Below are 22,574 nucleotides of genomic sequence, written 5' to 3'. Positions count from 1 at the left end.
GTGTGTCTCTATAAGTTATGTTTCAACCTGTTAGCCTATTTATTGGGCTCAGATATAGTCGCTCCTCCAAAGGGAACGCGTTTATCTCATTCATCTCATTTTTTTCTATTGCCGGCATTGCTATTGGCTTAATGGCGCTTTATACCGTTAGCTCTGTTATGAATGGTTTTGAAAATAATTTAAAATCAAATATGTTGGGCCTAATACCCCATGTTGAAGTGTCATCTGAAAACAAAACGCATGAGCAAATGCAACATTTACAGGATGACGTTATGTCCTCTAAATTTGTTAAGCACGCAAGTTTATATCGCCATGGTGAAGCTATATTACAAACCAATAAAGACTTACACGGTGTATTATTGCAAGGTCTTTATGATGATAATGCCTCGCTTTATAAAATAAGTGACAAAATTGTACAGGGGCAATGGGAACAAGTTTTATCTGTTCGCTATAACATTGCTATTAGCCGCTATCTAGCGCGCAAATTAGGTATTTCATTGGGTAATAAATTGCGTGTGATCATGCCTAATGCTTCCACCTATACACCACTTGGGCGTGTACCAAGTCAACGACTATTTACGGTGGCCGCCATATACGAAACAGGGTCTGAAATTGATATGGGCCTTGCATTTACCAGCGGCGAATCTTTACAACGTGTTCTAAAACAAGCAAATTCAGTTCCTCCTAATTTAAGTATTTCATTGCAAGACCCTTTTTTAATTGACGATTTTACTGCCAGTACAAACTTATTTAAAGACAACGAAATAACAGATTGGCGCCAGTCACAAGGCACACTATTTGCTGCCGTGGCAATGGAAAAGCGTATTATGTCGATGTTACTGGCGTTAATTGTATTAGTGGCAGTATTTAATATCGTCTCTGCCTTAACAATGATGGTGAGTGAGAAGCAAAGTGAAGTGGCGATTTTACAGACATTAGGTCTAACGCCTAGCCAAGTACAACATGTATTTATGATTCAAGGACTGTATAACGGGCTGATCGGTACCAGCATTGGGGCTGTGCTGGGAATATTACTCAGTGCAAATATTAACGAAGTATTATCTGCAATTGGCTTGAATGTACTTACTGGGATCCGACTACCCGTAATATTTGATGTTACAAGTTTAGTGCTGATTGCACTAGCAAGTATTGTTATGAGTTTTTTAGCGACTTTATACCCGGCAATGAAGGCCGCCAAAGTAAGCCCAGCAGAGGTACTGCGTTATGAATGATTTTGTGATTGAGTGTGAAAAGTTAAGTAAATCTTATCAAGATGGTGAGAACCAAGTTGAAGTTTTAAAAGGCGTTAACTTAAAACTAACGCAAGGTGAAATGCTAGCAATAGTAGGTAGCTCAGGCTCTGGTAAAAGTACGTTACTGCATATTCTGGGTACTTTGGATAGCCAAACTGATGGCATTGCAAAAATAAAAGGACAACGCATTGCTGAGCTTTCAAGAAAAGAACAGGCTAAGTTTAGGAACGAAAATTTAGGTTTTATTTACCAATTTCATCATTTATTAATGGAATTTAATGCAGTAGAAAACGTTGCCATGCCACTGTTAATAAAAGGACACAGTGCAAAAAATGCTAATACGCAAGCACTCGCCATGTTAGACAAAGTGGGTCTATCACATCGCAGTTTACACAAACCATCCGCATTGTCAGGTGGTGAAAGGCAACGTGTAGCAATTGCGCGTGCACTGGTCACTAACCCAGCACTGGTATTGGCAGATGAACCTACAGGTAACCTTGATAAACAAAATGCGATTAAAATTTACGATTTAATAAAAGAACTTAATAGCACACTCAATACCAGCTTTGTTGTTGTAACACACGATTTAGAACTAGCTGACAAGCTTGGCAAGATTGCCTATTTAGACGAAGGTAAAATAGCAATAAAAGAGAGTAGCCATGTTGCTTAGTGCTTACTTAAGTAAACGATTTAGAACGCAAGCAGGTGTCGGTGAACGACAAAATGGCTTTGTTACGTTTATTGCTAAAGCTTCTACTATTGGTATTTTACTGGGTGTGGCAGTTTTAATCGTCGCATTGTCGGTAATAAATGGCTTTGAGCAACAGTTAGTACACCGTTTATTAAGTGTTGTGCCGCAAGTTGAATATGTTGCGCCGAGTCGGCCTATTGAACAGTGGCCAAGTAAAGTTGACAACTTACAAAAACAAGCAGGTGTTACCGGTGCCGCTCCTTTCATTAGTGTAAATGGCATGGCGCAGTACAAAAGCGATTTAAAAGCGGTCGAGGTTCGGGGGGTAAGTCCTGAGCTTGAAAAAAACGTCTCATCAATAAACCAGTTCATTCAAGGTAAACTCATAGATCAAATAAGTACCGAAGAAGTCATTCTTGGCTCTCAAATTGTTGAACAACTGGCGTTACAGCGTGGTGACTCTGTCACATTGTTGATCCCACAAGTAAATCAAACAAGTAATGATATTCTAGCTCCTAAGCGAGTAACATTAACGCTCGCTGGGATCGTTAAAATGGGTGGTCCAATAGACAGTTCAGCAGCATTTATTCACCTTGAAAAAGCACAGGCTTTATTGGGCTTTGATAAACACCAAGTTACTGGGTTGAGACTGCAAGTAAACGACGTTTTTTATGCTCACCAAATTGCCTTACGAGTAGGGCAGACAATCCCGGACTACGTGTATATTTCGAGCTGGTTTAGAACACAAGGGAGTTTGTATCAAGATATTCAAATGGTTCGCACCATAGTTTACATTGTTGTATTTTTAATTATTGCTGTAGCTAGCTTTAATATTGTCTCTTCATTAGTAATGGAAGTACGCGAAAAGCAATCTAACATAGCGATACTTAAAACCATGGGCGCTAAAGACAGTACTATTTTAGCTACCTTTGTAATGCAAGGGCTGACACAAGCTTTTGTAGGTGTTGTTTTGGGCAGTGTTATAGGGATATTTTTAGCCCTTAATATTAGCAGTTTATTTACTTGGCTAAGCCAACTAGCAGGGGCTAACCCTTTACAAGGTGTGTATTTTATAGAGTTTTTACCGAGTAAATTAGTTTGGCAAGATATTATAGTTACAGTTATTGTCACTTTTGCACTGGCTGTTTTAGCCACGATTTATCCTGCCTGGCAAGCCACTAGAGTTGACCCTGCAAAAGTATTGGGTAACTAATATTTCTACATTGAACGCCTACGCTGTTTTGTTTAGGCGTTAAATGCCATAAAAGTACAATCCATATCCGATAAATAAAGCGGGTATAGCAGAGTACAGTGTTGCAATAAGTGCCGCTTTTGGTGCCATTGCTATTGCCGGAAAAAGCGCATCTCCATCGTTTGATATAGCATTAGCTGCTAGTGCGCTAAATGGAATAATACCTTGTATATACAATGTTGTAACCACTATTTGCGGCCCACAACCAGGTAAAAAACCAATGATTACCGCGATCAAAGGGGCTAAATAGGCAAAGTGTGAAAACCACTCTTTTAGTTCAATACCTGTAAATACGATGAGTATTTCAAAAAGCATAAACGAGGCGACAACCCACGCTGTGACAAAGTGAGTATCTTGCAATACTTTGTAGAGTTTAGAAGGTGGGTTTGGAGACTCTTCTTCGCTAGTTATTTCTTGATAACTTTGCCCTTTAGAGGACAATGCCCAGGTGATTACTGCAAATAGAGCCATGGCAGCTCCAAAAGCGGTTATTGTATAGTTAACTGTTATACCCAATTGATTCAAATCGATATTGAACGCCATAAGTATGGCAATAATAATACTGGGTACCAAAATAACTTTCCAGATAGACTTACTAAATACAATTGCCTTATTGGAATGTAAACTACATGTATCTTGAGGCTGTTGTCTTGGCGGCACCAAAAAGTCACGTTTGTGTAAAATGTTGACTAAATAGCCGCTTACTACGCCAACAATTAAGCCGATACACATCATTTTGAGCCCATCTAAGGGCTGGGTAGCTATTAGTAAAAATGCCGCATCTCCCATAGTCGCAGTTAAGACAGCAACTACAGAGCCAAAACTGGCTTGTCCTTTAGTAAACTGCGTTACTACTATAATAGCCCCTCCACAACCCGGTAATGCGCCTAGGAAAGCTGCAAAGCTAAGTTCTAATAAGGGGGATTTTGCGTTTAAGTAAGCAAGTTCAAGCTGTGGTAGTTTTTCGATTAAAAAATAGTAAATAAACAAAGTTGCTGCAACAAACACACTCACTTGGAAAAAAGCATCGCTCATTGCTGTAATTGATATCTGGCGAAGAGGAGGGTAAAGCAAACAAGCCATTAAAATAATTGGCAGTATAAAACGTTTGTTTGAAAAGATAGGCTGTCTATAAAGAGAAGTAAAAATTTTTGGCAGTGTGTCAGTAATCATAAGTGCAACCTAAATAGTTATTAGGTTGCACTTTACAATTAATCTAAATGAAAATCAATATCATTTAGTTCTTTGGAATTCAGATGTTGAATTCCACTTAGGCCACTGAGCTTGCTCAGAGATATCAAAGCCTACTTGATAGAATAATTGTAAGTCCTGAACTGCACCTGATAAGTCCCATTCGTCACGGAATCTATCACAAGGTTGGTGGTAGCAGCCACGCAACACTAGGCTCATGCGTTTACGATAATTTGCTGTTTCTTCATCAAAAGCTTCGCTACCTCCACCAGCATACATGGCAGGTACACCCATGTTTGCAAAAGCAAAGTGATCAGAACGGTAATATCCGCCAGATGATGGTTTAGGATCGCCCGATACAACACGACCTTGCTTTTTAGCTGCGTTCTCTAAAAGTACGTCCATTTCCGACTTTCCGATACCAACAACACTGATATCTTTTACTTTCCCTAATAGATTTAAGCTATCCATATTGATATTAGCTACTGTTTTTGTAGCAGGTATTACAGGATTAGCAGCGTAATATTTTGAACCTAAAAGACCTTGCTCCTCAGCAGTTACCGCCAAAAAAGTAATTGAACGGCTTGGGTTTTTAGGCAACATTGAGAATGCTTCAGCTACTTCAATCATGCCACCTGTTCCGGTAGCATTATCGTGAGCACCGTTATAAATCTGATCGCCTTTACGGTTTTTATCCGTGCCAAGGTGATCCCAGTGAGCAGAATAGATAATATGCTCATCAGGCTTTTCGCTGCCTGGCAAAGTAGCGATAAAATTATATGAAATCGAGGTTTTAATGGTGTTTTTAACCGCAACTGATGCTGTTAAATCACCCATGTCTACGTGATAAGCACCTTTAGCAGCATTTGCTTTAGCACTATCAAAATCAAGGCCAGCCCTAGTAAACAGCTCTTTTGCTACGTCTGTCGTGACCCAACCTTCAACAGCAACACGGTCCATGTTGTTATTTTCTTTTTGGAATCCAAACTGCTCACCACTCCAAGAATTTTCAACAACAGACCAAGGGTAAGAGGCTGGAGCAGTCTCATGAATAATAATCGCACCAGCAGCACCTTGACGGCTCGCTTCTTCATACTTATAAGTCCAACGACCATAATAGGTCATTGCATCACCAGTAAATAAAGCGGGGTCTTTAGTGGCAAAACCAGGATCATTTACCAGCATTACAACGGTTTTACCTGTTACATCCAGGCCTTCATAATCGTTCCAGTTGTACTCAGGAGCATTTACGCCGTAGCCTACAAACACAAGTTCAGAATCTTTGATTCCTTCACTTTCACTGATCCGGCTACTGCCCATTACCATGTCTTTTTTATACTGGTAATCTTTGCCACCAATGGTTAAAACCATGTCAGAGTCAGCTTCAAGAGAAACTAATGGTACTTCTTGTAAAAAGCTATCGCCGTTACCCGGTTCAAAACCAACTTTTTTAAATTGGTCAGTTAAATAAGCAAGCGTCAGTTCTTCACCTTTAGAAGAAGGGGCTCTGCCACCAAACTCGTCTGATGCCAATACCTTAACATGCTCAGCTAATTGCTCAGCATTAATTGATTGGTAGCCTTTTTCAACATCTTCAGAAGTGAGACTTGTTGTTGCACACCCTGCAAGCACAGCACTTGCAAGCAGTGTAAGAGAAAAATAACGATTCATAGTCACTCTTTTTTTGTTTTAAGTTCCCCCAGTATATGAAGAACTATTAAAGAGAACCAGTTTTTGCGGTAAACTGAATAAACATAGTTGTAAAGCAAAAGGTACTCATGAAGCGGTTTACCCCTTATGAGCAATGGCATTATGAATTAGTCAGCTCAGGTGCATTTGATCATCTCAATAAGTTGTTTAAATTAAATCAACAATTAGATTGGCCTAGTTGTAGTTGGTTTGATGGTTTTTTGAATGCAACAAATGCCAATAATAGACCGATCGTTTTTAAAGAGGATGATTCCTTTAGTGAAGAAGAGCGGTACTATGAGCAAATAATTTTCGATACAGGTTTAGTCCCCACTAGACAAAAAAATTGGCATGATTTATTCGGTGGTTTTATCTGGTGTTTATTTCCTAAAACTAAGTCATTGTTAAATAAACGTCATGTGCAAGAGATAAACTTGCATGGTACAAAACAAAGAAGTAAGCACCGTAACGCGTTAACGCTTTTTGATGAATGTGGCGTTATTCTGGCAGTCACTGATGAAAGTTGGCCAACACGTTTACGTAATCATCAGTGGCAAGAAGCATTCGTTGATTTAAGAGATGAGTGGGGTAAAAGTATTTCGCCTTTTATGTTTGGTCACGCTAATTATGAAATGCTGACTAAACCGTATATAGGACTTACAGGAAAGGCCTTATTCGTAAAAGTACCAGATGACACATTTTGTAAAGATTTAGTTGCACAATATGCGTACCTAGATACAGTGCTTTGTGAGATGATTGAAAATAACGATTGTCTCCAAGATAACAGCCTGCTATCACCTTTACCATTACTGGGCGTACCAGGTTGGCACGATGATAATAAAAACAGTGAATTCTACAGTAACACTGATTACTTTAGACCTAAACGAAGGACACGCTAATGATTGAAGTCATAGGGCTTAAGAAAAAATTTAAGCTAACCAAGGATCACAAAAAAAATAAGCTTGATAAAGTAGACCCGCGTGAAGATAAAGACTTCTTTCATTCTGTACGTGACGTTAGCTTTAGCTGTTCAAAAGGCGAAGTGTTGGGCCTTTTAGGTCCCAATGGAGCAGGCAAAACAACCACTTTGCGTATGATTTCTACAGCATTGAAACCCGATGAAGGTAGTATTCATATTGCTGGTGCAGATATTGTTAAAAAACCATTGTTAGGGCGCAAATCAATAGGTTTTCTGTCAGGCAGTACAGGACTGTATGGCCGGTTGACTGTTAAAGAAAATATCGAGTATTTTGCTAAGTTACATGGCATGAATAAAGCTGATATTAAAGTTCGCTGTGAAGAGCTATTTGATCTACTGGATATGCACAGTTTTATTGATAAACGCGCTGAAAACCTATCAACAGGAATGAAGCAAAAGGCGAATATTGCTCGTGCTGTTGTTCACCACCCTGAGGTTGTAGTACTCGATGAGCCAACAACTGGTCTTGATATCATGACGACGCAAACGGTTATTAAATTTATCAAGGGGTTAAAAGAGCAAGGTACGCCGGTTATTTTTTCTACCCACCACTTAGATGAAGTTGCGCTGCTTTGCGATCGTGTCGCTGTAATTAACGAAGGTGTTAGCTGCTTTGATGGTAGTTTAGAAGAATTTAAGCAAGCAGGTAATAGCGATGAGCTCAATCAAGCATTTATGAATATTTTAATGGAGAAAGCCGATGTTTGAAGTATTTAAAAAGGAACTTAGGGAGCTTTTACGCGATAAAAAAACACTTATTTTTATCGTGGCACTTCCAGTGCTTATTTTCCCGCTTTTGTTTGGTGTTATGGCGTTTATGAGCTCACAAGCTGCACTTGAGGCTGAGCAGAAGGTCCACACCTACGCAATTATAAATGGTCATTATGCGCAAGAGTTCACAGATAAAGTGTTTTACCATAAAAGCTTTGAGCTTTATAAAGGTGAAGAAACGTTTACCAGTGTAGAAGACCTAACAGCGGCGGTGAAAGCGGGTACTATTGATATGGGTATATACCTCCCTACTGACGCTAAAAAAGCCCTCGATGAGGCTAAGCAAAGTAAATGGGAAGTTGTTTACAATGATGCAAAAGCTATCAACTTTTTGTTTGATAGAGTGTCAGAACTGGCAAATGACTTTGGCAATAAGCTTCAACAACAAAAGCTTCTATCATTTGGTATTAGTGAAGAACAACAGGCTGCGGTTTTAAATCCGATTGAAGTTGTTAAAGTTGATACCGCGGATAAACGTGAGAATCTAGGTGAAAAAATAGGCGGGTTTATTCCTTATTTACTCATTCCATTAGTATTAATGGGGGCGACGTATCCGGCTATTGACTTAGGCGCAGGTGAGAAGGAGCGCGGTACATTAGAAACTCTTTTACTTACCCCGATTACACGTACTCAGCTTGTGCTTGGTAAATTTGTTACGTTATTGGCTGCATCTATTGCGACCACTACAATAACCGTGCTCAGTATGGGAGTTTGGATAAGTATCGCAATTACCTTTATTGATTTAGCTGTCATTAAAACGGCGTTTAGTTCACTTAAAGTAATTGATTTGGCCTTAATATTTATACTACTTTTGCCAATTGCTGCTATCTTTTCCTCGCTTGCGTTAGCAATCTCTATTTATGCCAGATCATTTAAAGAAGCGCAGAACTACATGACACCATTAACAATGGGGGTGATATTCCCAATCATTATTGCCTTATTACCAAATGTAGAACTTACGACAAAAACAGCGTTTGTACCTGTTACTAACGTTGCGCTAGCTATAAAAGAAATTATTAAAGGAACTATAGATTACACATTACTTGGGTTGATTTTCTTAGCCACAGTGATTGTTGCAGGTGCATTACTTGCATTTTGTGTTAAATGGTTTAACAAAGAAGAAGTGCTCTTTAGGTAACTGTGGCTGAACGCAGATTTCGCTATGTGCTAACGTAGAAGATATTTAAAGTTCAGGCTAATTTGATTTTAAGTGGTGGGGTAAGCTCACCACTTAAAATTTTGTAGACAATGAGCTTAAGCCGCTGATTTAGTGCCATGAAGATCAGTAATATCTGCGGATTCGAGCACAGTTTGTTTTTCTGACCAATGGATTAATTCTATTCGGCCATTATCGTTTTCGACTAACGCTGTGCAGTTTTCTATCCAATCACCATCATTACAGTAAACAATACCATCAACAACTTTCAGCTGAGGGTGATGTATGTGGCCACAAATAATACCATCCACTCCTTGGCGTTTCGCTTCATGAATTGCGGCATTTTCAAATGCTTCAATAGCTTCTCTGGCTTTATGGACACGTGCCTTTATCCATGAGGCGAGTGACCAATAATGCCCGCCAAATAGCCGACGAGTTCGATTAGTCCAACGGTTCAAAAATAACAGTAAGTCATAGCCTGCATCACCAACCAAACTAATAAATTTGTTATACCGCGTAGCTGAATCAAAATCATCCCCATGGAGCAGTAAAAAGCGTTTATTTGCTGCTGTGGTGTGAATATACTGCTTATGAACTTCTACGCCGAAAAATGTGTTGTTTACATAATAACGAAAAGTTTCATCGTGATTACCGGGTATATAAATTACTCGTGTACCTGATTGAGCTTTACGCTGAATGCACGCAAGTACTTCATAGTGACTTTGATGCCAATAAAACTGTCGTTTCATTGACCATAAATCAACAATATCACCGACTAAATAAAGCGTGCCACAATCTATACGGTTTAAAAAGTCTAATAGGTAATGAGCTTGGCAATCTTTATAACCAAGGTGTACGTCTGATATCCATACTGCAGGGTAATACACATTTGAAGTTTTTTCTTTATTATCCATATCAGTTACTCGCGGTGTAATAATTACCACGCTAAAGAAATATCATGACGTTAAAACTACAGTTTTAATAACTATGCATGACAAAAAATAACTAATTTACTGAAAATCAAAATACATTCATCTTATTGTTTAGCCAGTTAATCGTACTCGCCTTTTTATTGATCAATTAACTGTTACACTTCGTAGAATAATGAAAATAATTATTAATTAGGTATTACTTTGAAACATCATGTTCTTTTATTCATTCTTCTGGGTACTTTAAGTAGCTTGAGCAAGCAGGCTATAGCCGCCAATGTCATCGTTAAAGCTGTTGAAATGGAACGTGCAAAAGAACAGGTTCAAGCTGTAGGTAATACAGAAGCGATCCGCTCTGTTATTTTATACCCTGCGGTGGGAGACCGTGTAACTGCCGTGCATTTTAAGCCGGGCGATAAAGTCAAAGCTGGGCAAGTATTATTGGAGCTGGATTCACGCAGACAAAAAGCAGCACTTGAAGAGGTTAAAATAAAATTAGCAGACAGCGAACGAATTCAAAAGCGCTTAATGCAAAGCCACGCTAAAGGCGCCGTTCCTCAAAGTGACTTAGATGATGCTAAAACAATTACACAACTTGCTAAAGTTACCTTAACTCAAGCTGAAACAGAGTACGAAGATAGACAAGTTCGGGCACCGTTTGATGGTGTTATGGGCTTAACCGATATTGAAGTGGGAGATAGAATCACTTCACAAACAGCTATTGCAAGTATTGATGACACGCAATCTTTATACATTAATTTTGACGCTCCTGAATCTGCAATTCGCATGCTGCGTAATGACGCTAGTGTGTCTGTTATTCCGTGGCAAGGTAATAAAAAGGTCAATGCTGAAATTGCGTATCTAGATTCAAGAATAAACCCTCAAACACGCACAATGAGGGTAAAAGCTAAGTTAAACAACGAAAATAACACTTACATTCCTGGAATGAGCTTTAGAGTTTACATTGAAGTTTTAGGTGATAATTATGCCGCAGTGCCAGAGGCCGCTTTACTTTGGGGCGCAACTGGTCCTTATGTGTGGGTTAGTAAAGATAACAAAGCGACCCGAGTCGATGTTAAAATACAACAACGTCTTGCAGGTAGATTGCTAGTATCAGGTGGCTTAGATGAAAATGACACCTTGGTTGTAGAAGGTGTGCAACGACTTCGACCACAGCAAGAACTAACTTTTTCATCACCAATAGCAAGTGCTAAGGAGTAGGTATGAAACAGCAACCGCTGATGCAAGATTTGCCGTCAATGGCAATTCGTAGACCTATCCTTATTGTCGTATTAAATTTATTGATTATCATCGCGGGTATCGCAGCAATTGCGGGTGTAGAAGTGCGAGAATTGCCTGATGTTGACCAACCCCGAATTACTGTTTCAGCGTCTTTCCCCGGAGGGTCTCCAGAAACTGTCGATACAGAAGTGACCAGCAAACTAGAAGGTGCAGTTGCTAGGGTGAGTGGCGTTAAAACAATTCGTGCTCAAAGTGAAGAAGGTAATGCGCGAATTGTGGTGCAGTTTAGACCCGGTATTAATTTAGATGATGCAGCTAACGAAACGCGAGAGTCTGTGGCACGTGTGCAACGTGAATTACCTGAGGAAGTTGAACGTGTATCAATCATTAAAGCAGATAACGATGCTGAAGCTGTTGTATCGTTAACAGTATCAAGCAATAGTATCGCGCTTGAGGAATTAACTGAGCTGGTTGAAGTAGATCTAGCGCCGCAATTTTTAACTATTCCGGGTGTTGCGGATGTGCGCTTAAATGGTGATCGCCAACGTGTATTGCGCGTAAGATTAGATCCGCTTAAATTAGCCAGTTTTAACTTAACCGTTCCTGATGTTGCACAGGTACTTCGCCAAGCTCCGTTTGATGTGCCAGCAGGGAGTTTAAAGTCTACCGAACAACAAGTTATTGTACGTGCTGACGCAACATCGATTACAGCAGAGCAAGTAAGCGACATGATAATACGTGATAACACACGTATCGGTGATATTGCTGCGGTATACTTTGGTCCAGCAGATCCGCGTTCTATGGTGCGCTTAAATGGTCAACCTGTGATTGGTATGGAAGTTATTCGCCAAGCACAATCTAATACTATCGAGATATCAGATGAAGTACTGAACTTACTTGATAAAATGAGAACTCGTTTTCCTGAACTGGAATTTACGCTAACGTCTGATGACGCCCAATTTATTCGTAGTTCTGTAGATGAAGTTATTAGTTCTCTTATTTTAACTATTTTATTAGTTATTGTTACTTTGTGGGTATTTATTGGCTCTTGGCGCGCAACTTTAGTGCCTGCATTTGCTATCCCTGTAGCGTTAGTAGGCTCGCTTGCGCTGATATGGGCACTTGGTTTTTCAATTAATATATTAACCTTACTAGCATTGGTATTAGCAACCGGTTTGATTGTTGATGATGCGATTGTTGTTAGTGAAAATATTCAGCGGCAGCGGGGACTTGGACTTGGTCGCCGTGCAGCAGCTGTAATAGGCACTCGTGAAGTATTTTTTGCTGTTATAGCGACTACAGCCGTATTAGCAGCAGTATTTATTCCTATTGCTTTTTTACCATCAACAGCAGGGCGGTTATTCAGAGAGTTTGGTGGAGTTTTAGCCGGCGCAGTGATTATCTCTAGCTTCGTGGCGTTATCTTTAGTGCCCGCGCTAACTTCAAAACTTAAATTAAAACAAGGTGGTTGGCATCCTTTTGCAAAACTAGGTCATTGGTTAGCGGGTGTTTATACTAAAACAATCCACTGGGTGCTTGATCATGCTTGGGTCACGCTCGTCACTTGCTTACTTGTTGCTGGTGGCTCTGGTGCGTTGTATTTTAATTTGGAAAATGAACTCCTTCCCAATGAAGACAGAGGTAAAATACGTATATTCTCCCGTGGACCTGATGGTGTTGGCCTTAACTTTATGGATAGGCAAGCCATTAAAATGGAAGATATTCTTTTGCCATTCGTTGAAAGTGGTGAAATAGAATCTATTTACACTGTGGTAGGTCAATGGGATCCGAACATTGTTTTTATTACAGTGCCACTTAAACATTGGGATGAGCGTCATTTTACACAACAAGAAATAATCAATAAAATTCGTGGACCTCTCACCGGTATCCCCGGTGCGCCAGCCTACCCGAATGGTTCAAATAGTTTAAACCTTCGTGGTCAAGGTGGCGGTATTGAATTGGCTTTATTGGGCCAAGATTATAAGCAGATTTTTTCAGCCGCACAGGAATTTGCTGCACAAATTGAGCAACAAATCCCGGGGGTGGGCTCTGTGCGTGTATCGTATCAACCTTCTCAACCTCAGTTACGTGTGAATATAGACAGACGTCGCGCTGATGAGTTAGGCGTATCATTAAACGATATAGCGATTACTCTTCGTGCAGCAATCAATGGAGATGATGTGGCAGATTTAAATATAGGGGATCAATCTATTCCAATAATGCTGCAATCACAGAACCAAACTATTCGCGATCCTAGTGATCTCGCCAATCTTTATGTGAGCGCTAATAATGGGCAACTAGTGCCGTTGAGCAGTGTTGCTAAAATTACAGAAGAAGGCGTAGCGGCAGAATTGGAACGACATGCTCAACGTCGGGCTATTGAACTTGATATGGAGTTACCAGAAGGGATGACTATAGCAACCCTTGTGACTCAACTTCGCGATATATCACAACAAACTTTACCAGACGGCATTACTTTAGCTTTCAAGGGCGAGGCACTTACTTTTGAAGAAACGTCTAACGAAGTGTTTATGACTTACATATTGGCATTTTTAATTGTATTTTTAGTGCTAGCTGCACAGTTTGAAAATGTTAATAGCGCAATTGTTGTGATGATAACAGTCCCTTTTGGTATTACCTCAGCAATCTTAGCACTTTACTTAACTGGGACATCGTTAAATATTTACTCTCAAATTGGACTAGTAATGCTAATTGGCTTAATTGCCAAAAACGCTATCTTGTTGGTTGAATTTGCTGATCAGTTACGTGATCAAGGGCTCAGTGTTCGAAAAGCGGTAGAGCAGTCAGCGTTAGTTCGATTACGCCCAATTACGATGACATTGATCTCAACTCTGTTAGGTGCGTTGCCACTTATTTTGTCAACTGGGGCTGGTGCAGAAGCAAGAAATGCTATTGGCTGGGTTGTTTTCGGCGGACTTGGTTTAGCGGTATTATTCACACTGTATCTCACTCCTGTTATCTACCTTGGTTTGGCTCGTTTTACTAAACCTCGTGGAGATGAAACTAAACAACTTGCACAAGAATTAGACCAAGCGTAAATAGTTAGGTATTTTTAACGGCTATTTTTTGTAAAAATAGTCGTTAAGGCTCACAATAGATGTAAAGCGCTCAGTAGGATTAGTTTATGCAGGCCGAACATGTTGATATAGCCACATTTCTTCGTGAACATGCACCATTTGATGAATTACCCGACGATGCACTAAATCAACTTTCAGGTGAAATAGAAGTTGCTTACTATCGTTCAGGCAGCCCAATTTTAAATTTGGGTGATGATATTAATGATTTATATATAATTCGCAGCGGGTCGGTTGAAATTTATCGACGTGATGGTGAGTTATATAACCGTCTTACGGTGGGTGGAATTTTCGGCCAAATGGGGTTATTAATGAACCGCAAAGTTCGTTACCCTGCTAAGGCTCTTGAAGATACTTTAGTGTATTGCATTGATGTGTCGGTATTTAATAAGTATTGCGATAAATATGAAGTGTTTGCTGACTTTTTTGAAGCGAGTGGCACAGTTAGATTGCATCAAGCCATTGTAGAGCAAGCTGATAGTAATGATTTAACAACGGCTAAAGTTAAATCCCTTCTTCACCGTGATGCTGTTACGGTTGCAAAAGATGCCAGTGTGCAAACAGTGGCGCAAATTATGACTAGTGAGTCAGTTTCATCTGTTTTAGTTACCGACTGTGATGTAGTCATAAGTGATGACCCTGAAGACGATGATGGTCAAGTTGTTGGAATAATTACTGATCGAGACTTAAGGACTAAAGTAATTGCACAAGGTAAAAGCTTTACAATGCCTGCGCAATCAATCATGCAAACTGACTTAGTCCTACTTGATAGTAACGCCTACATATTTGAGGCAGTACTTGCCATGCTCAGGGATAATATTCATCACCTTCCCGTTGTGGTAAAGAAAAAGCCTATAGGTGTTATTTCATTATCCGATGTTCTACGCTATGAATCACAGAGCAGTTTGCTACTAGTACGTGGCATACTCGCTCAGCAATCGGTTGAAGATTTAGCTTATTATGCTCGCCAGTTGCCCAATGTTTTTGTGCGTATGGTCAATGAAGATGCAAATTCACATATGGTTGGCACCGCTATGGCGGTAATAGGGCGTACATTTAAGCAGCGGTTATTAGTGTTAGCGGAAGAAAAGTTTGGCCCACCACCTATTCCTTATTGCTTTATAGCATTAGGGTCTATGGCTCGTGATGAACAACTGATCGTGACTGATCAAGACAATGCACTTATATTAGATAATAGTTTTGATGAGTCGTTGCATAACGATTATTTTCAAAAACTAGCTGATTTTGTCTGTGACGGATTAGCGCAGTGTGGCTATACATATTGCGATGGCGAGATCATGGCTTCGTTTAAAAAGTGGCGCTTAACAAAATCCCAGTGGCAAGCACAGTTTGCCCAATGGATTGCAGAGCCTAAACCTCAAGCTTTACTGAACTGTTCAATTTTCTTTGATTTAGATGGTGTGTACGGAAGGTTAAAATGGGCAGATGATTTAAAACGATTTATTTCCCAAGAAGGGCGAAAGAATAAACGCTTTCTTGTCAACATGGCACATAATGCCCGCAATAGAACGCCTCCACTTGGTTTTTTTAAAGACTTTGTACTTGAACATAACGGCCAACATAAACGTTCTATGAATTTAAAGCGACGTGGTACAGCACCGCTTTCTGATGTAATACGTGTGCATGCATTGGCAGTTGGTTCTCGAAAGCAAAATTCTTTTGAGCGACTTGAAGATATCATTGAGGCTAAATTACTTCCAGATGGAAAAGCACAAGACTTAAGAGATGCACTAGAATACATTGCTATGATCCGTATAAGGCATCAAGCGTGGCAGATTGAGCAGCTTAATGAACAACCTGATAATGACTTAGAACCTCATTTGCTATCACCATTTGAACAACGAAACCTAAAAGAAGCTTTTGCAATTTTGGATAAGGCACAGAACTTTCTTAAGTTTAAGTATTCTTCAAATGTGTCTATTAAATAGTGGAGGAGGTTAAATGCTAAGTTGGCCAAATCGATATAAGCAGCTGCAAACTCAATGCAAAACCAAACCGGTTCATGATTTTTATCAAAGCGCTATAGATAACCCAACAATGCCGATTAGCGAAGTACCTTTGGTTGCGCTTGATTTTGAAACAACAGGTTTAGATTATTTAAATAATGATATTGTTAGTGTTGGACTTATACCATTTAATACACAGCGTATTCGATGCCGTGACAGCCAACAATGGTTAGTAAAACCTCGACAAACTCTGGCCGAAGATTCAATAGTAATCCATGGTATTACACACTCGGAGGTAAATCAGGCCCCGGATTTTTCTGAAATTATAACACCCTTACTCACTGCTTTATCTGGCAAGGTGATCGTGGTTCACTTTGCTGCCGTGGAACGGCATTTTCTTTACCATGCTTTAAAAGAGCGGTTGAATGAAGGACTTGAATTTGCTGTTATTGATACAATGGAATTGGAAAAAAGGGCGCTAAAAGCACGACAAGGATTGTTAGGAAGAGTTCTAAATAATAAGCTTGATTCAGTTAGGTTAGCGGATACACGTTTACGTTATGCTTTACCCGCTTATAATAACCATAACGCATTAACAGATGCACTGGCTACAGCTGAGCTGTTGCAAGCACAGTTGGCCTATCATTATCGACCCGACACGCCACTTTGCAACTTATGGATATAAAAAACGCCGTAATTTATTACGGCGTTTTTAGTTAGCTTTAATTATCGGTAGTTAGCTTCTAGGTTCAGTCTTTAAACCCATCAGTAAGCTTACACACATTAATAAAAGTACAACGGTAAAGGGCAGACCGGTCGAAACTGCACCAGCTTGTAAAGCCTCCATAGCCTGCGTGCCTCCCACCCAAAGTAGAGTAGCCGCAATTGCACCTTCAACTGATGCCCAGAAAATACGTTGCGGTACAGGCGCATCAACTTTACCACCTGCTGTGATTGAATCTATTACAAGTGAGCCTGAGTCCGAAGAAGTGATAAAAAATACCAGCACTAAAACAACAGCAGTAAATGAAAGTAGCTTAGCCATAGGTAGTTCATCAAACATTTCAAACATAGCTAACGGGACTTGTGTTAAACCATCAGTACCTAGTTTACCAATACCGCTGACAACCTGATCGATGGCAATACCTCCATAGATTGACATCCATAATATGGTGACTAAAGTTGGGATAAGTAACACTGCAATCAAAAACTCTCTGATAGTACGCCCTTCAGATACACGCGCGATAAACATACCAACAAATGGTGACCATGATATCCACCAAGCCCAATAGAATACAGTCCAACCATGCATCCATGTTTCATCTTCACGCCCATGAGGATTACTCAATGGAATGATATTTTCAACATAGCCCATCACGGTAGTAGGTATATTGCCAACGGCTGCAGCGAAACCAACAAGACATACAAAGGTCATTAAGATAAATGCAATAAGCATGTTTACATTACTAAGAAGTTTCACACCGCCATCAATACCACGGACAACTGAAATGATAGCCAGCAATGTAACAACAGCAATAACAAGTATTTGTAAGCCAACACCAGACTCCATGCCGAAAACATGATTAATACCAGCTGATGCCTGTTGTGCACCTAGACCAAGTGACGTAGCTAGACCAAATAAAGTGGCTAATACCGCCAAAATATCAATTATATGGCCTGGCCAGCCCCATGTTTTATCCCCAAGAATTGGGTAGAAGATTGATCTAATAGAAAGCGGTAAACCTTTATTGTAGGTAAAAAACGCCAGTGATAATGCAACAACTGCATAAATTGCCCATGGGTGCAGGCCCCAGTGGAACATGGTTGCACCCATGGCTAGTTTTGCGGCTTCAGGTGTATTTGGTGTGACGCCTAAAGGTGTTTCATACCAACCAGTGAAATAGGCAACTGGTTCAGCGACGCCCCAAAACATTAAGCCTATACCCATGCCGGCTGCAAATAGCATAGCCATCCATGATAAGCGTGAATGGGTAGGGCGTGCATTAACACCGCCTAGTCGAATTTTGCCGTAAGGAGAAAAGATTAGACCTATACAAAACAATAGAAATATATTGGCAGACCACATTAAGAAGCTATCAAAGTGATTAATGATATCGAATTTAATGCCATCTAGAGTGGATTTAGCAGTTTGTGGATCACTGACTAAAACAGCGATTAAGAAAATTAAAATTAATCCTGCACTTGTTCCAAAAACGGGATTATGAACATCAAAACCCCATTTTTGTACATTATCCTGACCTACAGTGTAGTCAGTATTATCAATGCTATATTTGTCATGATTATCGCTCATGAAAAACCTCATTTGTTTATTTTGATTTGTATTAAGTTAAATTAGGTATTAGATTAAAAGTATGGTTTGTATACGAACCATTTACTAAAAAGAACGAACTAGACTAAGTGTAGAAGTTTACCCATCAATGTAAATAATTTAACCCTAAAATCATAATTTATATTAATTATTACTCTTAGAGCTTACAGCAGTAGGTTAAATTTGTCATGGGGAGGGCAAAAATAAACGACAATTAAGATTATTAGCTGCTATTAAATGATAATTTGCTTAGTGTTGAGACTATACTTGTTTTGATTAACCATAATATATTAACGAAAACTTTGAATTTAATGGGATAACATAAGTGAGCTTTATTTTGAATAAAGACTGCACAATACAAAAGTTTGTGCAGTCTGTATAAAAATTACTGAAGGGTACAGCTATTTCGCATAAGCATCGTTATGAATACCTGCGGCTCGCCCAGATGGATCGGCGTTATTTTGAAACGATGCATCCCAAGCAAGTGCCTCAGGTGTTGAACAAGCGACAGACTTACCATGTGGTACGCATTTAGCTGCAGCATCACCTGGGAAATGTGATTCAAAAATGGTGCGGTAAAAATACGCCTCTTTAGAGTCAGGTGTATTGATAGGGTATTTGAACTTTGCATTTGCCAAGTCTTGGTCGCTCACTTGTTCAGCTACATACTCTTTAAGTGTATCAATCCAGCTATAACCAACCCCATCAGAGAACTGCTCTTTTTGACGCCATAACACTTCATCTGGTAAATATCCATCAAAGCCTGCACGCAAAATATGTTTTTCTATTTTACCGTCTTTACACATTTTAGCTTCTGGATTAGTGCGCATTGCCACATCAACAAATTCTTTATCCAAAAATGGGACGCGTGCTTCTACTCCCCATGCTGCCATCGATTTGTTTGCTCGTAGACAATCAAACATGTGTAATTTAGACACTTTACGATTAAGTTCTTCATGAAACTCTTGTGCATTTGGCGCTTTATGAAAGTATAAGTATCCACCGAATAGTTCGTCAGCACCTTCACCTGACAGTACCATTTTAATTCCCATGGCTTTAATTTGTCGTGCCATTAAATACATTGGTGTTGAAGCTCGAATTGTTGTTACATCATAAGTTTCTATGTGATAAATGACTTCTTTAAGAGCGTCAATGCCTTCTTGTATCGTAAAATGGATAGGGTGATGCACAGTTCCAATCATATCAGCTACTTTTTGGGCGGCCGCTAAGTCAGGCGAGCCTTCAAGACCGACTGAAAATGAATGTAATTTAGGCCACCAAGCGTCACTTTCGTCATTATCTTCAATACGTTTTGCAGCAAAGCGTTGTGTAATTGCAGAAATTACTGATGAATCAAGACCACCAGAAAGCAAAACACCATAGGGCACATCACACATTAATTGACGTTTAACGGCAGCCTCTAATGCGTCTTTTACATCTTCTGCTTTAGCGTCATTGTTTTTCACTGCATCAAATTTTTGCCAATCACGTGCGTAATATGGGCGTAACTCACCGTCTTTACTGTATAAGTAATGACCTGGTGGAAATTCTTCAATGTGTTTACAAATAGGCGAAAGTGCTTTTAATTCTGACGCAACATAGAAATTTCCATGTTCATCATGCCCTGTATAAAGCGGGATGATGCCGATATGATCGCGGCCAATAAGGTACGCATCATTTTCTTCATCGTATAAGCAAAAAGCAAATATGCCATTGAGATCATCTAAAAACTCAGGGCCTTTTTCCTTGTAAAGTGCCAATATAACTTCGCAATCTGATTGTGTTTGAAAAGTAAAATCAGTCTTTAAGTCAGCTGCCAGTTCTTTATGGTTATAGATTTCCCCGTTAACAGCGAGAATATTAGTTTTTTCTGGATTATATAATGGTTGTGCGCCACTGCTTACACCAACAATTGCTAAGCGTTCGTGCACTAAAATAGCTTTATCAGATGAGTACACGCCGGACCAATCTGGCCCGCGGTGACGTAATAACTTCGACATTTCAATTGCTTGACTACGCAACTGTGTGGCATCAGACTTAATGTCTAATACACCAAAAATTGAACACATAGTAACTCCTCATTCCTATCATGTGTGCGCTTAAAACAGATTTATTTTATACGCGAACCCTTGTTTTATCAGAAATAAATAACTAAGTCACATAGCTTTTACAATATTTTTAGAATAATTTATGCACCACTATATTCGTTTGTGCACTAAATAAGGGAGATGTCTCAAATTTTGGTTGGTGATGCGCTTGTTTTGATAAACAATAAGCCAGTTATATTCATTATTATGTTGAGCAAGCGCACCAAGGTGGTGCGCTTGCATGCAAAATTAAGCTAAATTTAACCTGCATTATTTAAGGCGATAGCAAGCTGTTTAAAGTGTGCTTCAATTTTCATTTGCGCTTTAACTGCACTGTCATTATCTACGTATTCAAAAGCAATAGTGTCACCTGGTTTTAGTTGAGCAAAATGATGCAGATCAGCACTAATAATCGTGCCAAGTAGGGGGTAACCCCCTGTTGTTTGTGCATCATTAAGCAAAACAATCGGCTCACCATTAGGCGGCAATTGGATAGAGCCTGGGTTAACGGCAAGTGAGGGCAGGGAGTGACTATGTGACAACGTTAATTTTTCATTGGAAAGTCGTACACCCATTCGATTACTTTGCGGTTTAACACGCCACTTAGTTTCACAAAATGAGCGTAATTCATGTTCAGTTAGTAAGTCAGCATGAATGCTTGGGTGAACGCGAATAACATGGCGTTTTGGAGGTAATATGGCGCCTCTTTTAGGCCAGTTTTTATAGTATGGTTGGACTAAAATATTATCGCCTTCTTTAAGCGCTAAGCCAGTCATGCCACCAAACCCTGCAGCTAAGTCGGTTGAGCGAGAGCCCATGATAGGTTCACATTGCACACCGCCTTTTACGCCAATATAGGCTCTAAAACCATTTCGAGCAGACTTAAAGGATAAAGTTTGGCCTTGCTTAATAGTGTATGTCCAGCCTGGGTAGATTGGTATACCATCTAATTGAGCTTGCATATCAGTGCCTATTAAAGCTATTACGGTGTCACATTTAAATAGTAACTTTCCAAGACCGAGTGTAATTTCTATGACGGCATCATTGGCATTGTTTTCTAGTAAAGTGTTTGCAAGTCTTATTGCACATGAATCGACTGCACCAGACTGCGAGACACCAAGGTGTCGAAAACCAAATCGCCCTAGATCTTGAATACTCATTAATAGACCCGCTTTCAATACTTCAATCATGACAACGCCTCATCGGATATGAATTGCAATGTATCGCCCTGTGCGATTGCACTAGGAGGGGATTTTTGCCAATCGAATAAGCTAAAATCAGTGTGGCCGATGATATGCCATCCGCCAGGTGAGTCAGCAGGGTATATTCCTGTTTGATCAGCACCTATAGCCACAGAGCCTTTTGGTACGTGGGTTCGTGGCTCAGAACGACGAGGTGTTTCAAGCTCATTAGGCAAGCCGTGTAAATAAGTAAACCCAGGTTGAAAACCTAAAAATAAAACGTGGTAAGTTACACTGGTGTGTAATTCGATTACTCGTTGGGTTGTTATACCATGATACTGAGCAATATAATCAAGGTCAGCGCCGAAATTTCCGCCATACTGAGTAATAATTTTATGATGAGTGCCTTTATTTTCATCAATTTCTGTTGTTTCCCACCAAAGTAATAACTTTGCTTGCCATTGCTTACTATCATCTGAATTAGCTAGGTACAAAGTTAAAGAATTCATTGCTGGGACAATATCAATGAAAGCAGATGTTGCTTTGCATCGCTTAACTAAAGCCCATATCTTCTTTTGCACGGATAAAAGGGGAGCTTTTAAGTGAGTTGCATCTAAAAACAGGCTATGGGAACTAGTGGCGGTGATTTTCACATTTTGCTGTAAATTCATTACGTTGATATTGTAATTATTCATAATGCTAAACTAGCACAATAATAACGAAATGTTTACAGTAAAAAGAATTGAACAATAGAGGGTTGGT

The 22,574-nt window shown here is 39.7% G+C and carries 17 protein-coding genes; 10 read left to right on the top strand and 7 right to left on the bottom strand.

What is annotated here, in order from left to right; genetic code table 11:
• Window positions 1-17 precede the first annotated feature (17 nt).
• The 3 genes from ACHUE3_RS05615 to ACHUE3_RS05605 are packed head-to-tail and all read left to right on the top strand — an operon-like array spanning window position 18 to window position 3,157.
• On the top strand, window positions 18-1,232 hold the full coding sequence (locus tag ACHUE3_RS05615) for a lipoprotein-releasing ABC transporter permease subunit (RefSeq protein ID WP_394191011.1): 1,215 nt from the start codon (window positions 18-20) through the stop codon (window positions 1,230-1,232).
• On the top strand, window positions 1,225-1,923 hold the full coding sequence (gene lolD / locus ACHUE3_RS05610; protein WP_394191009.1) for a lipoprotein-releasing ABC transporter ATP-binding protein LolD: 699 nt from the start codon (window positions 1,225-1,227) through the stop codon (window positions 1,921-1,923). The genes ACHUE3_RS05615 and lolD overlap by 8 nt, the downstream gene beginning before the upstream one ends.
• Window positions 1,913-3,157, top strand: a complete 1,245-nt coding sequence (locus ACHUE3_RS05605; RefSeq protein WP_394191007.1) for a lipoprotein-releasing ABC transporter permease subunit — start codon at window positions 1,913-1,915, stop codon at window positions 3,155-3,157. Before lolD ends, ACHUE3_RS05605 begins: the two co-directional genes overlap by 11 nt.
• A 39-nt stretch (window positions 3,158-3,196) precedes the next feature.
• On the opposite strand, the gene ACHUE3_RS05600 is transcribed toward ACHUE3_RS05605, so the two are convergent.
• Together ACHUE3_RS05600 and ACHUE3_RS05595 are read right to left on the bottom strand one after the other, a co-directional pair.
• Entirely contained in the window at window positions 3,197-4,369 is a 1,173-nt protein-coding gene (locus ACHUE3_RS05600) for a putative manganese transporter (protein ID WP_394191005.1), read from the bottom strand.
• 60 nt (window positions 4,370-4,429) lie between these two features.
• Window positions 4,430-6,058, bottom strand: a complete 1,629-nt coding sequence (locus ACHUE3_RS05595; RefSeq protein ID WP_394191003.1) for a M28 family metallopeptidase — start codon at window positions 6,056-6,058, stop codon at window positions 4,430-4,432.
• 107 nt (window positions 6,059-6,165) lie between these two features.
• Between ACHUE3_RS05595 and ACHUE3_RS05590 the strand changes: the two genes are divergently transcribed.
• Genes ACHUE3_RS05590 through ACHUE3_RS05580 form a run of 3 tightly spaced genes read left to right on the top strand, consistent with a single transcriptional unit; the run spans window position 6,166 to window position 8,964 of the window.
• Complete coding sequence (locus ACHUE3_RS05590; RefSeq protein WP_394191001.1) at window positions 6,166-6,975, top strand: DUF3025 domain-containing protein; 810 nt, start codon at window positions 6,166-6,168, stop codon at window positions 6,973-6,975.
• Window positions 6,975-7,763 carry an ABC transporter ATP-binding protein gene (locus ACHUE3_RS05585; RefSeq protein ID WP_394190999.1) on the top strand — a complete coding sequence of 263 codons (789 nt, stop codon included), beginning with the start codon at window positions 6,975-6,977 and terminating at the stop codon, window positions 7,761-7,763. Before ACHUE3_RS05590 ends, ACHUE3_RS05585 begins: the two co-directional genes overlap by 1 nt.
• Window positions 7,756-8,964, top strand: coding sequence for an ABC transporter permease subunit (locus ACHUE3_RS05580; protein WP_394190997.1), 1,209 nt, complete (start codon window positions 7,756-7,758; stop codon window positions 8,962-8,964). Before ACHUE3_RS05585 ends, ACHUE3_RS05580 begins: the two co-directional genes overlap by 8 nt.
• Window positions 8,965-9,080: 116 nt before the next feature.
• Here ACHUE3_RS05580 and ACHUE3_RS05575 read toward each other — a convergent pair whose 3' ends face one another.
• Window positions 9,081-9,896 (bottom strand): UDP-2,3-diacylglucosamine diphosphatase, encoded by an 816-nt coding sequence (locus ACHUE3_RS05575; RefSeq protein ID WP_394190995.1) that lies wholly within the window; start codon window positions 9,894-9,896, stop codon window positions 9,081-9,083.
• Window positions 9,897-10,115: 219 nt separating this feature from the next.
• Here ACHUE3_RS05575 and ACHUE3_RS05570 point away from each other — a divergent pair, with 219 nt between their 5' ends.
• The 4 genes from ACHUE3_RS05570 to ACHUE3_RS05555 all read left to right on the top strand — a co-directional run bounded on the left by ACHUE3_RS05570 (window position 10,116) and on the right by ACHUE3_RS05555 (window position 16,900).
• The gene (locus ACHUE3_RS05570; protein WP_394190993.1) at window positions 10,116-11,132 is read left to right on the top strand and encodes an efflux RND transporter periplasmic adaptor subunit; all 1,017 of its coding nucleotides are present in this window, start codon (window positions 10,116-10,118) and stop codon (window positions 11,130-11,132) included.
• 2 nt (window positions 11,133-11,134) lie between these two features.
• Window positions 11,135-14,212 carry an efflux RND transporter permease subunit gene (locus tag ACHUE3_RS05565; RefSeq protein ID WP_394190991.1) on the top strand — a complete coding sequence of 1,026 codons (3,078 nt, stop codon included), beginning with the start codon at window positions 11,135-11,137 and terminating at the stop codon, window positions 14,210-14,212.
• Between the two features lie 86 nt (window positions 14,213-14,298).
• Window positions 14,299-16,197, top strand: coding sequence for a DUF294 nucleotidyltransferase-like domain-containing protein (locus ACHUE3_RS05560; RefSeq protein WP_394190989.1), 1,899 nt, complete (start codon window positions 14,299-14,301; stop codon window positions 16,195-16,197).
• 13 nt (window positions 16,198-16,210) lie between these two features.
• Window positions 16,211-16,900, top strand: a complete 690-nt coding sequence (locus ACHUE3_RS05555) for a 3'-5' exonuclease (RefSeq protein ID WP_394190987.1) — start codon at window positions 16,211-16,213, stop codon at window positions 16,898-16,900.
• Window positions 16,901-16,951: 51 nt separating this feature from the next.
• On the opposite strand, the gene ACHUE3_RS05550 is transcribed toward ACHUE3_RS05555, so the two are convergent.
• From ACHUE3_RS05550 to pxpB, 4 genes are all read right to left on the bottom strand, one after another.
• Window positions 16,952-18,526 (bottom strand): BCCT family transporter, encoded by a 1,575-nt coding sequence (locus ACHUE3_RS05550; protein WP_394190985.1) that lies wholly within the window; start codon window positions 18,524-18,526, stop codon window positions 16,952-16,954.
• A 419-nt stretch (window positions 18,527-18,945) separates the two neighbouring features.
• The gene (asnB, locus tag ACHUE3_RS05545) at window positions 18,946-20,613 is read right to left on the bottom strand and encodes an asparagine synthase B (RefSeq protein ID WP_394190983.1); all 1,668 of its coding nucleotides are present in this window, start codon (window positions 20,611-20,613) and stop codon (window positions 18,946-18,948) included.
• A 278-nt stretch (window positions 20,614-20,891) separates the two neighbouring features.
• The gene (locus ACHUE3_RS05540; protein ID WP_394190981.1) at window positions 20,892-21,821 is read right to left on the bottom strand and encodes a 5-oxoprolinase subunit C family protein; all 930 of its coding nucleotides are present in this window, start codon (window positions 21,819-21,821) and stop codon (window positions 20,892-20,894) included.
• On the bottom strand, window positions 21,818-22,507 hold the full coding sequence (gene pxpB, locus ACHUE3_RS05535) for a 5-oxoprolinase subunit PxpB (RefSeq protein ID WP_394190979.1): 690 nt from the start codon (window positions 22,505-22,507) through the stop codon (window positions 21,818-21,820). The genes ACHUE3_RS05540 and pxpB overlap by 4 nt, the downstream gene beginning before the upstream one ends.
• Window positions 22,508-22,574: the final 67 nt, after the last annotated feature.

It is taken from the genome of Pseudoalteromonas atlantica (assembly GCF_043641955.1).
GTDB classification, from domain to species: domain Bacteria; phylum Pseudomonadota; class Gammaproteobacteria; order Enterobacterales; family Alteromonadaceae; genus Pseudoalteromonas; species Pseudoalteromonas atlantica_A.
The sequence above is the reverse complement of the archived record's forward strand: the minus strand, read 5'-3'. Positions and strand labels throughout refer to the sequence as shown.